General features: G+C 66.9%; 15 protein-coding genes. 12 read left to right on the forward strand and 3 right to left on the reverse strand.

The features are described from left to right. Positions 1 to 72 precede the first annotated feature (72 nt). From HF680_RS08775 to HF680_RS08810, 8 genes are all read left to right on the forward strand, one after another. Positions 73 to 1,389, forward strand: coding sequence for a replication-associated recombination protein A (locus HF680_RS08775; RefSeq protein WP_185224779.1), 1,317 nt, complete (start codon positions 73 to 75; stop codon positions 1,387 to 1,389). A gap of 71 nt (positions 1,390 to 1,460) precedes the next feature. After that, entirely contained in the window at positions 1,461 to 1,904 is a 444-nt protein-coding gene (locus tag HF680_RS08780) for a hypothetical protein (RefSeq protein ID WP_185224780.1), read from the forward strand. A 39-nt stretch (positions 1,905 to 1,943) separates the two neighbouring features. Next, on the forward strand, positions 1,944 to 2,666 hold the full coding sequence (locus tag HF680_RS08785; RefSeq protein ID WP_185224781.1) for an RluA family pseudouridine synthase: 723 nt from the start codon (positions 1,944 to 1,946) through the stop codon (positions 2,664 to 2,666). Positions 2,667 to 2,730: 64 nt separating this feature from the next. After that, positions 2,731 to 3,219 (forward strand): CC0125/CC1285 family lipoprotein, encoded by a 489-nt coding sequence (locus HF680_RS08790; protein WP_185224782.1) that lies wholly within the window; start codon positions 2,731 to 2,733, stop codon positions 3,217 to 3,219. A 40-nt stretch (positions 3,220 to 3,259) separates the two neighbouring features. Beyond that, on the forward strand, positions 3,260 to 3,655 hold the full coding sequence (crcB, locus tag HF680_RS08795; RefSeq protein WP_185224783.1) for a fluoride efflux transporter CrcB: 396 nt from the start codon (positions 3,260 to 3,262) through the stop codon (positions 3,653 to 3,655). Further along, on the forward strand, positions 3,652 to 4,677 hold the full coding sequence (locus tag HF680_RS08800; RefSeq protein ID WP_185224784.1) for an RluA family pseudouridine synthase: 1,026 nt from the start codon (positions 3,652 to 3,654) through the stop codon (positions 4,675 to 4,677). Before crcB ends, HF680_RS08800 begins: the two co-directional genes overlap by 4 nt. Next, positions 4,674 to 6,173 (forward strand): putative 2OG-Fe(II) oxygenase, encoded by a 1,500-nt coding sequence (locus HF680_RS08805; protein ID WP_185224785.1) that lies wholly within the window; start codon positions 4,674 to 4,676, stop codon positions 6,171 to 6,173. Before HF680_RS08800 ends, HF680_RS08805 begins: the two co-directional genes overlap by 4 nt. Positions 6,174 to 6,190: 17 nt before the next feature. Further along, complete coding sequence (locus HF680_RS08810) at positions 6,191 to 6,943, forward strand: ATP12 family chaperone protein (RefSeq protein WP_185224786.1); 753 nt, start codon at positions 6,191 to 6,193, stop codon at positions 6,941 to 6,943. On the opposite strand, the gene HF680_RS08815 is transcribed toward HF680_RS08810, so the two are convergent. After that, a complete protein-coding gene (locus HF680_RS08815) occupies positions 6,940 to 7,719 on the reverse strand; it encodes a pseudouridine synthase (RefSeq protein WP_185224787.1) in 780 nt (259 codons plus the stop codon). The genes HF680_RS08810 and HF680_RS08815 overlap by 4 nt on opposite strands. A 365-nt stretch (positions 7,720 to 8,084) precedes the next feature. Between HF680_RS08815 and HF680_RS08820 the strand changes: the two genes are divergently transcribed. After that, positions 8,085 to 8,489 (forward strand): hypothetical protein, encoded by a 405-nt coding sequence (locus tag HF680_RS08820; RefSeq protein WP_205196158.1) that lies wholly within the window; start codon positions 8,085 to 8,087, stop codon positions 8,487 to 8,489. On the opposite strand, the gene HF680_RS08825 is transcribed toward HF680_RS08820, so the two are convergent. Beyond that, the gene (locus HF680_RS08825) at positions 8,490 to 9,038 is read right to left on the reverse strand and encodes a DUF938 domain-containing protein (protein WP_394353526.1); all 549 of its coding nucleotides are present in this window, start codon (positions 9,036 to 9,038) and stop codon (positions 8,490 to 8,492) included. A gap of 282 nt (positions 9,039 to 9,320) precedes the next feature. On the opposite strand from HF680_RS08825, the gene HF680_RS08830 reads away from it, so the two are divergent. Continuing rightward, positions 9,321 to 11,168, forward strand: coding sequence for a phosphoenolpyruvate carboxykinase (GTP) (locus tag HF680_RS08830; protein ID WP_185224789.1), 1,848 nt, complete (start codon positions 9,321 to 9,323; stop codon positions 11,166 to 11,168). 48 nt (positions 11,169 to 11,216) lie between these two features. Further along, positions 11,217 to 12,230 (forward strand): NAD(P)/FAD-dependent oxidoreductase, encoded by a 1,014-nt coding sequence (locus tag HF680_RS08835; RefSeq protein WP_317134029.1) that lies wholly within the window; start codon positions 11,217 to 11,219, stop codon positions 12,228 to 12,230. Here the strand turns inward: HF680_RS08835 and HF680_RS08840 are convergent. After that, positions 12,227 to 12,958 (reverse strand): TonB family protein, encoded by a 732-nt coding sequence (locus tag HF680_RS08840; RefSeq protein WP_185224790.1) that lies wholly within the window; start codon positions 12,956 to 12,958, stop codon positions 12,227 to 12,229. The genes HF680_RS08835 and HF680_RS08840 overlap by 4 nt on opposite strands. A gap of 166 nt (positions 12,959 to 13,124) precedes the next feature. Between HF680_RS08840 and HF680_RS08845 the strand changes: the two genes are divergently transcribed. Continuing rightward, entirely contained in the window at positions 13,125 to 13,922 is a 798-nt protein-coding gene (locus tag HF680_RS08845; protein ID WP_026108427.1) for a transglycosylase SLT domain-containing protein, read from the forward strand. Positions 13,923 to 13,951 lie beyond the last annotated feature (29 nt).

A 13,951-nucleotide genomic window follows, 5' to 3' on the forward strand; every position in this document is an offset into this window, starting at 1 on the left:
GGCGGTCTCCGTGTCGGAATGCGATACTAGCGCGTGAAAAGCCGTTGGCGAACGCCTACATAGGTCGCACCCATGAGCGACCTGTTCGAAGCCTCCGGCATTCTGCCTCCCGACGCCCCCTTGGCCGACCGCCTGCGTCCGCGCACGCTGGACGAGGTGGTGGGGCAGGATCATCTGCTGGGGCCAGGCGGGCCGATCCGGCGCATGATCGAGGCCGGGCGGTTGGGATCCATGATCCTGTGGGGACCGCCGGGGACGGGCAAGACCACGATTGCGCGGCTGCTGGCGCAGGCGGCGGGATACGAATATCAGGCGATCAGCGCGGTGTTCTCGGGCGTCGCCGACCTGAAGAAGGCGTTCGAGGCGGCGCGGATGCGGCGTGCGGCGGGACAGAGCACGCTGCTGTTCGTGGACGAGATCCACCGCTTCAACCGCGCTCAGCAGGACGGGTTTTTGCCGTTTGTAGAGGCAGGCGTCGTGACCCTGGTCGGGGCCACGACCGAGAACCCCAGCTTCGAGCTGAACGGCTCCTTGTTGTCGCGCAGTCAGGTTTATGTGCTGAGGCGGCTGGACGATCCTGCCCTGGATCAGCTGCTGAGCCGGGCCGAGACGCATATGGACCGGACCCTGCCGCTGACGCCGGAGGCCCGTCAGGCGATGCTGGCCCTGGCCGACGGCGACGGGCGCTATCTGCTGACCATGTCGGAGGTGCTGTTCGACCTGCCTGAGGGCGAAAAGCTGGACGTACAGGGGCTGGCGGGCGTGCTGCAACGCCGTGCGCCCGCCTACGACAAGAGCCGAGAAGAACACTATAACCTCATATCCGCCCTGCATAAATCGGTGCGGGGGTCGGACCCCGACGCGGCGCTCTATTGGCTGGCGCGGATGCTGAACGGGGGTGAGGATCCGCTTTATCTGGCGCGGCGGATCGTGCGGATGGCGGTCGAGGACATCGGCGAGGCCGATCCGCTGTCGATCCTGGTCGCTAATGCCGCCAAGGACACCTACGACTTTCTGGGCAGTCCCGAGGGCGAGCTGGCCCTGGCCCAGGCGGTGGTGCATCTGGCGACCGCGCCCAAGTCGGTCGGGGTCTATGAGGCGTTCAAGGCGGCCAGGAAGGCGGCCTATGAGACGGGCTCGCTGATGCCGCCCGCCCATATCCGCAACGCCCCGACCAAGCTGATGAAGTCGCTGGGGTACGGCAAGGGCTATCAATACGACCCCGACACGCCCGAGGGCTTTTCGGGCGCGAACTTCTTTCCCGACGAGATGGACCGTCGCACCTTCTACAAGCCCAAGGGCGAGGGGCACGAGGAGAAGGTCAAGGCGCGTTTGGAGCGCTGGGCCGAGATGCGAGCACGGCTGGCGGCGGACGCGTCCGGCGACTGACTGAACGCTGTTCATTGTCGCCAGTTGATAAGGCGGTTAGCGTTCCGGCCTGACATCCTTGGGAGGGGACGATGATCGAGACGGTGAAAACGCCCTGGCATCTGTGGCTGGTGGGCGTGTTGTCCTTGTTGTGGAATGGGTTCGGCGCGTTCGACTTCATCCAGGCTACGACGCGGGGCGAGGCCTACATGCGGGCGGCGGGTTTCGACGACGCCATGGTCGCCTATTACGAGGCCATGCCCGGCTGGATGTATGTGCCGTGGACGCTGGGGGTCTGGGGTGCGGTGATCGGTTCGGTGATGCTGCTTTTGCGCCGGCGCTGGGCGGTTCCGGCTTTCGGCCTGTCGTTATTGGGCGCGTTGATCAGCCTGATCTACAGCAAGCTGATCGATCCTCCGCCGCCGGCGCCGCCCGAACTGGCGGCCATGAGCTGGATGCCGATCGTCATCCTGCTGATTGCGGTTCTGCTGTTTGGTTATGCGTTCAATATGCGCAAACGCGGCGTGCTGCGCTGATGGGCTGACGCAGGGCGCGCCGTCGCGTATGGACGCGCTGTGACCCGCGTTCCTGCCGATCTATCATCAGATGATATCGCCGCCGTCCGGTCGTGGGTGATCCACGAGGATGCGCACGTCATCGCCTTCTCAAAGCCGCCGGGCCTGTCCAGTCAGGGCGGGCGGATCAAGGCCCATACGCTAGATGACTTGCTTTGGGCGTTCGCGCGTTCGAACGGCAAGCGACCGGAGTTGGTGCATCGGCTGGATCGCGACACCTCGGGCGTGATCTTGGCGGCCAAGACCAAGCCGGCTGCCAGTTTTCTGGGCAAGGCGTTGCAGATGCGGCGTTTCAGGAAACAGTATCTGGCCCTGCTGTCGGCCGCGCCTGATCCCAAGGCGGCGACCATCGACGCGCCGTTGCGCCGCGAGGAGATCGGGCGCGAAAGCTACATGCGGGTCGTCGCCTTTGACGCGCCGGGCGCGCAAGGGTCGCAGAGCCGCTATCGGACCTTGGCCGCAGGACCTGAAGGGGCCGTGGTCGAGCTGGAGCCGCTGACCGGGCGGATGCATCAGCTGCGTGTGCACATGGCCCATATCGGTCGGCCGTTGATCGGGGACGTGCGCTACGGCGGCGCGCTGACCACGCCGGTCGGGCCGGCGCCGCGGCTGATGCTGCATGCCGCCAAACTGACTTTTCCGCATCCCGAGGGTGGGACGACCACGGTCGAAGCGCCGCCGCCCGGGGATTTCGCGAAGCTGAAGACGGCGCTGGGTCTTTAGGGCGAGGGCGCTTCAGGGAACGCCGTGCGCGTTTTGGCGCTATGTCGTTGAAAGGATACCTTTGATGAAGCGTCTCGCCCTCGCCCTGACCGGTCTTTCCGCCCTGGCCCTGACCGCCTGCGCCAGCTTGGCGCCCTATGGCGCGCAGATGGGCCCGAACGGGCAGGGGTATTCCGAGCAGCGGATCGAATCCAATCGCTATCGGGTTACCTACAACGGCGTCGGCGCCGCGGGCCGTGTCGCTGATTGGGCGTTGGTGCGCGCTGCCGACCTGACCACCGAACAAGGCTACGACTGGTTTGAGGTGACGCAGAGCTGGACCGACGGGCGGCCGGGAGGCGCAGGCGGCGTCAGCCCGAGCGTTTCCATCGGCGGCGGCAGCAGCCGATATGGCGGCTATTCGACCTCGGGCGTCGGCGTGGGCGTCGGTCTGAACTTCAGCGGACCGCAGCCAACCTCGACGACGCTGGAAGTCGTTTTGGGACGCGGCCAGAAGCCGGATCGTCCGAACGCCTATGACGCGCGCGCGGTCCAGAGCTCCATCCCGCGCTGACCATCGCTTTCGGCGCGGGCGGCGTATATATCGCCGCACGATGACACGTTTTCTTCTCGTTGCGGCAGGTGGCGCCATCGGCTCCATGGCGCGCTATGGCCTTGGCCTCGCTGCCGGGCGGCTCGCGCCAAATGCCGGTTGGCCCGTAGGCACCTTCGCCGCCAATGTCGCCGGGGGTCTGCTGATGGGTTTGCTCGTCGGCTGGCTGGCGTTCCGGGGCGGGGCGCAGCAAGAGATGGTGCGCCTGTTCGCCGCCGTAGGCGTGTTGGGCGGTTTCACGACCTTTTCGTCCTATTCTCTGGGAGCGGTGCAGATGATCGAGCGCCGCCAGATCGGCCTGGCCGCGGCCTATGTGATTGGCTCGGTGGTTCTGGCGATCGCGGCCCTGTTCGTCGGCCTCATGGTCGCGCGCCGCGCCTTTGGAGTTCCCGCTTGACCGATCAGCCGCCCGCAGCAGATGCGCCCAAACGCGAGGTCCTGACGATCTATGTCGCCGAGGATGAGGACGGCATCCGGCTGGATCGGTGGTTCCGCCGGCGCTGGCCGCACCTGTCCAACAGCCAGGTGCAGAAGATGGCTCGCAGCGGTCAGATCCGCGTGGATGGCGCTCGCATAAAGCCCGAAGGCCGGCTGACCGCCGGCGCCGCCGTGCGCGTGCCGCCGATCCCGGACGACACCTCTCGTCAGGCGGGCGACGCCCACACTCTGTCGGAAAAGGATATCGCCTACGCCAAGTCGCTGGTGCTGTATGAAGACGACATGGTCATCGCCTTGAACAAGCCGCATGGCCTGGCGGTGCAGGGCGGGACCAAGACGAGCCGTCACGTGGACCGTCTGCTGTCGGCCTGGGGCGAGAAATTGGAGCGGCCGCGACTGGTCCACCGGCTGGACCGCGACACCTCGGGCGTCCTGCTGCTGGGCAAGGGGCCGGAGGCGGCCAAACGACTGGCGGGCGCTTTTGCGCGGCGGCAGGCCAAGAAGACCTATTGGGCCATCGTCATCGGCAATCCGAAACCCTATTCGGGTCAGATCGACATGCCGCTGAAGAAGACCGGCATCAACGACTTCGAGATGATGCGACCGGCCGAACGCAAGGACCCGCGCGCCGAACCGGCCGAAACGGCGTTCTCGACCATCAGCCGCGCCTCGCATCGGGCGTCATGGATGGCGCTGCGCCCCTTCACCGGCCGGACGCATCAGCTGCGCGCCCATATGGCGGGGATCGGCCATCCGATCTTGGGCGATCCGAAATACGGCGACGAGAAATCGCGCGAACTGTCAGGCCCGCTGAAGCTGCAATTGCACGCCCGCAGCATCGAACTAGACCACCCGCGCGGCGGCGTTCTCAAGGTCACCGCCCCTTTGAGTCCCGAGATGAAGGCCGGCTTCGCCCACTTCGGTTTCTCCGAGGACGAGGCCGAAGACGATCCCTTCCTGGGCGTGAAGCGAATCCGGTGACGTCGGGCCTCCAAGCGCAGGTTTGGCAGGCGAGGGTCGAAGGGGCCAAGGCTCTGGCCGCCGCCGGGCAGCTTAAGGCGGCCTTGGATATGCTGGCGCCGATAGTGCAGCAGGCCGATGCGCCGTGGCAGGCCTTGTCAGTGCAGGCCGATCTGACGAAACGGGCGGGGCGTCTGGACGATAGTGCGGCGCTATCGCGGCGCCTCGTCGCCGTTCGGCCGCAGAGCGTGCCGGCGTGGCATAATCTGGCGTCCACCCTCGGCGATCTCGGGCGGGCGGCCGAGGCCGAGGTCGCTTGTCGCGCCGCCATGTCCATCGGCGGGGACGCGCCGGAAACCTGGCTGGTGCTGGCGCGGGCTTTGCAGGCGCAGAGCCGCTTTGAAGAGGCCGAGGACGCCTATCGTCAGGCGCTGCTGCGGCGGCCCGGCTATGGCGACGCGCTGCGCGATCTGAGCCAGTTGATCTGGATGCGCGACGCCGATCTGGAGGGCGCCTGCGCGCCGCTGGACGCCGCCATCGCCGTATCGCCAGCGAAGCCCTTGCTGCGCCAGATCAAAGCGAAGCTGCTGGAATATGCAGGGCAGGGCGAGCGGGCCTATCACACCCTGGTCGCCGGGCCGCTGGATGGGCCGGGGGAATTGGCGGCGGCGCAGGCGTGCCTGACGCGGGACCCGCGCCGGGCGCTGGACCATGCGAACCGGGCGGCTGAGCTGGCGGGCGGCGAGGTCGCGGCGATCATGGTCACTCAGGCCGAATGTCTGCTGGCGTTGGGCGAGGCTAAGGCGGCGCTCGCTACCATTGAAGCGTTAAGGGCGCGCGAGCCGCTGAACCAGCATGTGCTGGCCTTTCAGGCGACGGCGTGGCGGATGCTGGGCGATCCTCGATACCGTGAACTGTATGACTACGACGCCTTCGTGCGGCCGTATCGGCTGGAGGCGCCGGAAGGGTGGGCGTCGCTGGAGGCCTATTTGGTCGATCTGGCAAAGGCGCTGCACGATCTGCACACATTGAAGACCCATCCGGTAGGCCAGTCGCTGCGCGGGGGATCGCAGACCAGCGCGTCCCTGGCCCAGAGCGACGATCCGGCCATTCGCGCCTTCTTCCAGGCCATCGACAAGCCGATCCGCGACTATATGGCGGCGCTGGGCCGTGGCGACGATCCAATGAGAGCGCGCAATACGGGCGACTATCGCATCCAGGGCAGTTGGTCGGTGCGGTTGAGGCCGAACGGATTTCACGCCGACCATATCCATTCGAACGGCTGGCTGTCCTCGGCCTGCCATATCGAACTGCCGCCGGCGGTGCAGGGCGAGGGGCGCGAGGGCTGGTTGCGGTTCGGCGCGCCGCCCGGCCTGCCGAGCTTGGCGGCAGAACACTATGTGCAGCCCCAACCCGGCACTTTGGTGCTGTTTCCTTCCTATATGTGGCATGGCGCCCAGCCGTTCGGCGGCGAGGCGTCGCGTCTGACGCTGGCGTTCGACGTCGTGCCGGCCTGACTCCAACGGACCTTCTGATGACCGATCAACCCATCCCGCATCGCCCGCGTTTCGTCGAACAGTCGCCGGATCGCATCTCCCGCTTCTGGACCGAGGTGGGCGTCGGGCCGCATTCAGACGGCGGCTGGGCCGTTTTGCTGGATGGCCATGAGCCCAAGACCCCGGCTAAGGCGCCGCTGGTTCTGCCGAACCAGGCTGCGGCACAGTTGGTCGCCGACGAATGGGCGGCGCAAGGGCAGTTTCTGGATCCGTCGACCATGCCGGCGACGCGCTTGGCCTCGACCGCGATCGATCGGATCGGTCAGGCGCGCGATGCGGTGGCGGACGAGATCGCCGCCTATGCCGGATCGGACGTGGTCTGCTATCTGGCTGAGCATCCGACGCCGCTGGTCGAACGGCAGGCGCGCGAGTGGGGTCCGTGGCGCGATTGGGTCGCGCGCGAGATGGGTGTGGTGCTGGAGCCGGTTGAAGGCATCGTGCATCGGCAGCAGTCCCCTGACGCCATCGCAAAGGTAAAAGCGCATGCCCTGTCGCTGGACGATTTCCGCCTGACCGGTCTGGCGACGGCCGTGCCGCTGCTGGGGTCGGCTGTTTTGGCCTTGGCGGTGGAACAGGGGGCGTTGGATGGCGGGGCGGCGTTCGACCTGTCACGGATCGACGAGCTGTTCCAGGAAGAGCAGTGGGGCGTGGACGCCGAGGCCGCCGAGCGCACTGAGGCGCGCCGTCAGGAGGCCCAGCTGCTGGACCGGTGGTTCAGAGCACTCGATTAGAGCGCGGGCGGCGTCGTCGAGGCCGCGATCAGCATCGCGCGTTCCTGATGGGTCAGGTGACGCCAGCGGCCTTCAGGCAGGTCGCCCAGCTCCAGCGGGCCGATGCGGATGCGATAGAGATCCACGACCTCCAGCCCGACCAGTTCGCACATGCGGCGGATCTGGCGATACTTGCCCTCGGTCAGGATGAAACGCAGGCTTTGCGGACCCGTCTGGGTGACACGGGCGGGCTTCAGCGGCTTGTCGTTCAGCGACAGGCCGTGGCGCAGCTTGCTGAGCTTGCCTTCGGTGATCTGGCCTTCGACGACGACCAGATATTCCTTGTCCAGTTCGGACGCCGGGCCGATCACCGCCTTGGCGACGACGCCGTCCGATGACAGCAGCAGCAGGCCGCGCGAATCTTCGTCCAATCGACCGATCGGGGGAAGAGAGGCGTCGCGGGCAGGCGTGTCGCCCTCGCCGATACGATTGGGCGTCTTCAGCAATCGCACGGCCGGGATCTTGCCGGGATCGGGCTGGCCCGAGACGTAACCTACCGGCTTGTGCAGCACCAGCGTCATGCCCGTCGCCAAGGCCGCCTGGGCGGTGTCGTTCAGGGTGAGGGTCTCGCCGGGCTGGATCTTGCGGCCTGCGTCGCTGATCGTCTCGCCATCGATGGAGACCAGACCATTGGCGATCAGGGTATCAGCCTCGCGCCGCGAACAGACGCCGGTCTGGCCCAGCCATTTGTTCACGCGAACGGGTTCGTCGCCGTCATAGGTGCGGGTGAAGGCCATGCGATTCCGTCGTCCAGTCGATGCGGGTGTCTAAAGCCGGGCGGGATCGCGAGCAAGCGGGTCGCCGTTTTCAGGATCAGCAAGGCGAGTCTGTTCGAACTGGCAGGTTGATCCAGACGCGATCGTCACTATATCTGCCGGCATTCCACAAATGATCCGAGTGCGGGACGACACGCGTCGGGCCCGTCGATTTTCGTTTTTCTGGTCATCGGCGTGGGTGGTTCGACAGCGTCGCTTGTTGGATCTGGCTCAGTATTTAAACATCTCAAGGAGACCTCTTGTTCGCTCAAAACAAATCTTCCGCAGGCCCCCGTCGCACCGGTTACAACCGTCCTGTTCCCACCCGTCTGCGCATGGGGTTGGTGATGCGGCGTGACATGGCGTTTGGCGAGTTAGGCGACGTGGAGGGCGCGTTGCGGGCCAAGGGCGTGGGCCTGGCCCCGATCTCGACGGGCGACGCCAGCCTGATCGCCGGCGGCGTGACCGTGCTGGCCACCGCAACGGCCAAGGACATCGCCGAAGGCCGTCTGAAGGGTTTGGTCGTTCCGGGCGGTTCGACGGACGAGGCGTCGCTGGCGGCCGTGCGGTCGCTGATCGACCTGGCGCGCGCCAACGGCCTGACGGTCATCGCCTTCGCGGACGGCGTCGCGCTGGCGGCCGATAGCTTCGGCGTGTCAGCCAATGCCGAGGGCGCGGTGTTTAAGGACGGGGGAGTGACCCTGCTGAACGAGCGAGCCGAGTTGTCGAAGCTGGTCGGCGCGATCGTCTGATCAGACGGCGCGAAACAGCAGGATCAGGTTGTTCGCGGGCATCTGGACCCGCAGCGTGGCCGCAAGGCCATGCGAGTGGGCAAGGGCCTCGACCATTTCGCGATCACGCAAACCCCAGTCTACGTTTCGCGCCCTCAGGCTGGCGTCGAAGGCCGCGTTCGAGTCCGCCAGCGGAACCTCGGCCTCGCGGTAGGGGCCATAAAGCGCCAGCAGGCCGCCGGGGCGTCTCAAGACCCGACCGGCCAGATCCATCAGCCCTTCGGTCGCCGACCAGGGGCTGATATGCGTCATGTTCGCACAATAGAGAGCGTCGAATGTGTCGGTCGGCCAGGTCATAGGATCGCCGGCGTCGAGGGCCAACGGCGGGTTCAGGTTCGACACAGCGAGTTGACGGCTCCAGGCGGCGATGCTGTCGCGGGCCTGGTCGCTGGGGTCGCTGGGCGTCCAATCCAGATCCGGCAGGGCGGCGGCGAAGGCGGCGGCGTGTTCGCCCGATCCGGACGCGATCTCAAGCACCGATCCACGCGCCGGCAGATGGGCGCGGAGCACGCGAAGAATCGCCTCGGCGTTTCGAAGCGCGGCCGGCGAGGTAAGCGCGCCGTCAGGCAGGACAGTGAGCGAATCCAGTGTTTGCACAGGCCCTTCTACCGCTCCGACGCTGCGATCGCATCTGCGATCTTTTGCCGACGACACCGGTGGACATCGGCGCTTTCGTGCGCGGTTTGACGTGGCGGAAACGACGGCGCATTCCGCTTGTAACAGTGCGTGATCGTTATGTGTTGGGTCATGGCGGCGTCAGATCGCCGGGCTCTTTTTGCTCAGGAGACGTCCTTGTCCAATCCTTCCACGCCCGGCTTGCGCCCGGCGCCCACCGCCCATGCCGGGCTGATCGCCTGGGTCGAGCAGATCGCCGCCCTGACCAAGCCCGCCAAGGTCCATTGGTGCGACGGCTCCGAGGCCGAGAAAGAGGCCATCACCGCCGATCTGCTGGCCAAGGGCACGTTGAAGGCGCTGGATCAGACCAAGCGGCCGGGCTGCTACTACGCCGCCTCCGATCCCCGCGACGTGGCGCGGGTCGAGAGCCGCACCTTCATCTGCTCAAATGAACAGGCTGACGCCGGCCCGACCAACAACTGGGCCGATCCGATCGAGATGCGTGAGCGTCTGGACGGTCTGTTCGACGGCTGCATGGCCGGGCGGACGATGTACGTCGTCCCGTTCTGCATGGGGCCGCTGGGGTCCGAGATCAGCGCCCTGGGCGTCGAGATCACCGACAGCGGCTATGTCGCCCTGTCGATGGGGGTGATGACCCGCATGGGCAAACCGGCGCTGGATCAGTTGGGCGACACGGGCGTCTTCGTGCCGGCCGTCCATACGCTGGGCGCGCCGCTGGCCGACGGTCAGGCGGACGTTGCCTGGCCCTGCAACGACGACAAGTGGATCGTGCATTTCCCCGAGACGCGGGAAATCTGGTCCTATGGTTCGGGCTATGGCGGCAACGCCCTGTTGGGCAAGAAATGCTACGCCCTGCGCATCGCCTCGATCATGGCTCGCGATGAGGGGTGGCTGGCCGAGCACATGCTGATCCTGAAGCTGACGGATCCCAAGGGGCGGGCGAAATACGTCGCTGCCGCCTTCCCCAGCGCCTGCGGCAAGACCAACTTGGCCATGCTGCAACCCAGCCTGCCGGGCTGGACCGCCGAGACCATCGGCGACGACATCGCCTGGATGCGGTTCGGCGACGACGGGCGGCTGTATGCGGTCAACCCCGAGGCCGGCTTCTTCGGCGTCGCGCCGGGCACCAGCCGCAACACCAACCACAATGCGCTGGAGACCCTGGCCTCCAACACCATCTTCACCAACACCGCCCTGACCAGCGATGGGGATGTCTGGTGGGAGGGTCTGACCAAGGAGACGCCGGAAGGCCTGACCGACTGGAAGGGGCGTCCGCACGATCCCGCGTCCGGCGAACCCGCCGCCCACCCCAACGCCCGTTTCGCGGCGCCCGCCAGTCAGTGCCCGGCCATCGCGCCGGAGTGGGAAGATCCCAAGGGCGTGCCGATCGACGCGATCCTGTTCGGCGGCCGCCGCGCCAGCGCCGTGCCGCTGGTGACCGAAGCCTTCGATTGGGAGCACGGGGTCTTCATGGGCTCGACCGTGGCGTCTGAAGGCACCGCGGCGGCCGAGAACAAGGTCGGCGAACTGCGCCGCGATCCCTTCGCCATGCTGCCGTTCTGCGGCTACAACATGGGCGACTATTTCGCCCACTGGCTGAAGATGGGTCAGGGGCGAGACGCCTCGAAACTGCCGCGCATCTTCTTCGTCAACTGGTTCAGGAAGGATCAGGACGGCCGCTTCGTCTGGCCCGGTTTCGGCGACAATGCGCGCGTGCTGAAGTGGATCAGCGAGCGGATCGACGGCGAGGCCGAGGCGGTCGACACGGCGGTCGGGCGCGTGCCGTCAATCGCCGCGCTGGACCTGTCGGGTCTGGACCTGACGCCCGCTCAGCTATCGATCTTGCTGGACGTCGATGCGGGCGTCTGGGCAGAAGAGGCGGCGCTGATCCCCGACTTCTATCGTCAGTTCGGAGAGCGTTTGCCGACCGCCCTGTGGAACCAGCACGCGGCCCTGGTCGCGCGTTTGGATGACGCCGGCGCGGCCTCGATGGCGGCCGAATAGGCGAAAGCCATCTTGCAATAGGGGCGTCCCGGGTCGATCAAACGGCCCGTGACGTCTTCCTCTCCCATCGTGATTGTCGGCGCCGGCGTGCTGGGGCTTTGCACGGCGTTTGAACTGCATTGGCGCGGGCGGACCGTGTTGGTGGTCGAACCGGGCGAGGTGAACGCCTCGCTCGTGGCTGCGGGGATGATCGCCCCGGCGATGGAGTCGGCCATCGACGACGTGTCCGTTGATCGCGCGCGGCTGTTTCAAGCAGGCCGTGATTTGTGGCCCGCGTTCGCGACGGCGGCCGGCATCGCTCTGGCGCGTCGACCCGCCGAATGGCGAGGCGGCGATGTGGATGCGATGGAGACGCGGTTGCGCGCGCTGGGCTTCGACGCGCGGCGCGATGGCGCCGGCGTCACGACAGATGACGATCATCAGGTCGAGCCGACACAGGCTCTGGCGGCGCTAAGGCAGGCGCTGGGCGAGGCTGTCATCGCGGGGACAGTGACGACGATTGCCCACACCGATGGCGGCTGGCGGCTCGAAGTCGGCGATCAGTGGCTGGATGCGGAGGCGATCGTACTGGCCACCGGCGCCGGTGATGCCATCGCGGGTCTGCCCGAGACCACGCGCCGTTTGATCGCGGAGATTCAGCCGATCCGGGGACAGATCGGCGTCGCAGCCGGACATCTTGTCGATCATGTCGTGCGCGGGCCGGGCGCCTATGTTGCGCCGATGGCGTCTGGCGCGGTCATCGGAGCGACGATGGAGCCGGGGCGGCGGGATATGGCGCCTGATGCCGAGGCGTCCAAACGCCTGACCCAGGCGGCTTGGGCTGCGCTGGGTCGGCCGCCTGAGCCGCTGTCTATCGAATGGCGCGTCGGCATTCGCGGCGCGACGGCGGATGGCCTGCCGCTCGCGGGCGCGGCGCCTGGTGAAGCGGGTCTGTATTTGGCCTTGGCTCCGCGTAGAAACGGCTGGCTGCTGGGGCCCTTGGTCGGCGCCGTGGTCGCCGATGCGATCGAGGGGCGGGCGGCGTCGCCGCACGCCCGCGCCCTCGATCCTGGTCGGTTCTAGCCTTCCATCGCGAACCGGACGGTGAAGTTGACGGTTGCGCCGTCGACAGGCCGGCCGTCCACGGTGCGCGGGTTCATGCGGAACGACCATGTCAGGCTCTGTGCGGCGCGGCCGAAGCCCTGGCCGCTCGGTGTCTCACCCACGACCCGGCAGCCGTTCAGGCCGCCGTCTGCATTGACCACGCAACTGAGCGTCGCCGAACCCGGCGTCCCGTTCTCTGCGGCGCGGGTCGGATAGGCGCGCGCCATCTGCGCCGCCGATGGGCGACTGGCCCAGGTCGGGTTGTTGATCACCGACGGCGGACGCGGCGGCGTCTCGACGGTCGCCGTGCCGCCTTCGACGCCGGTGGGGGCGACACTGATGGTCGGCAGACCGGGTTGAGCGGTCACGACACCGGGCTCGGGCGGCGTCAGCGGGATCGTCTGCACCGTCGAGGGCACGGGGATCGCCGACTTGTGAATGGGCGTTGGCGGCGCCGCCGTTTCGGGCGTGGGCAAGGGCTTGGGTTTGGGCGGCGCCATCATCACCGAGACCGGCGGGTCGAGGATGTCTTCGATGGGCGCCGCACTCAACTCGAACCGCTGATTATACAGCGCCACGCCTGCCGCCACGTGCAGGACGACCGAGACGCCGATGGCGCCCAGCATCCAGCGCGGGATCGGTTTCTTGCGTTCCCCGAAGTCGATCGGGCTGATCAAGCCGGGACCACCGGCAGCACGGATCATCATAACGTCACTCCCTCGTTCACCGCCCCCGCAGCGCCCGTAACTGCAAGTTGAGCGCGCAGGTTGTGGCGGCTTTACGGCGAAGTTTTCGCGTTCGACGAAGGTCGAGGCGTTAACGCGGCCGTTAAGAATTAAGAGTTGGTTAACTACGTTCGCCGACCCTTCGCACATGGGTATCGGAGCGATTCCATCGACAGGCGGAGTAGAGGCGGCCATCCGGCGCGCGTCGAACGCCGTTGGCGTGGACTATGACTTCCTGGTCAAGACCGCGCGGCGCGAGAGCGCGATGAACCCATCGGCCAAGGCCCCGACCTCGTCGGCCGCCGGCCTGTTCCAGTTCATCGAACAGACCTGGCTTGGGACGGTCAAGCAGCACGGGGCCCAGCACGGTTATGGCCAGTACGCCGACCTGATCCATCGCGGTTCGGATGGACGTTGGCGCGTCGAGGGTTCGGCGCGCAATGTGGTGCTGGACCTGCGGTTCGATCCTCATGCGGCCTCGACCATGGCGGCTGAGTTGACGGCGTCCAACGCCGCCTATCTGCGCGGCCGCACCGGCAAGGAACCGGGCGCCGGTGATCTGTACGCGGCTCATTTCTTGGGGCCGGCCGGGGCCGCCGGTTTGATGGAGGCGATGGATCGCAATCCGGGCGGCAGCGCCGCTGCCTTGTTCCCGGACGCCGCGCGGGCCAATCGCAGCATCTTCTATCGCAATGGACGCGCCGCCACGGTCGCCGAGGTCCACGCCAATCTGCAGCGCACAGCCGGCGAGGGCGCACCCGCCGCTGGAGCCGGCGAGACGAAATACGCCGTGCCGAATCTGAGCGACAAGGATCAGATGCTGGCCGCGCGTCTGGATCGGCTGAAGCAGGATCAAGGGCTGCTTGCGCTACTGCTCGGTCAGGATGGATCATCCAGCAGCGGCTTCGGCGGCGCTTTCTCGCCCAATGGCAAGGAAACAACCTGAGTCGTTGCATTGCAACCGATGGTAAACCG

It is taken from the genome of Brevundimonas huaxiensis, from assembly GCF_014218725.1.
Classification (GTDB): domain Bacteria; phylum Pseudomonadota; class Alphaproteobacteria; order Caulobacterales; family Caulobacteraceae; genus Brevundimonas; species Brevundimonas huaxiensis.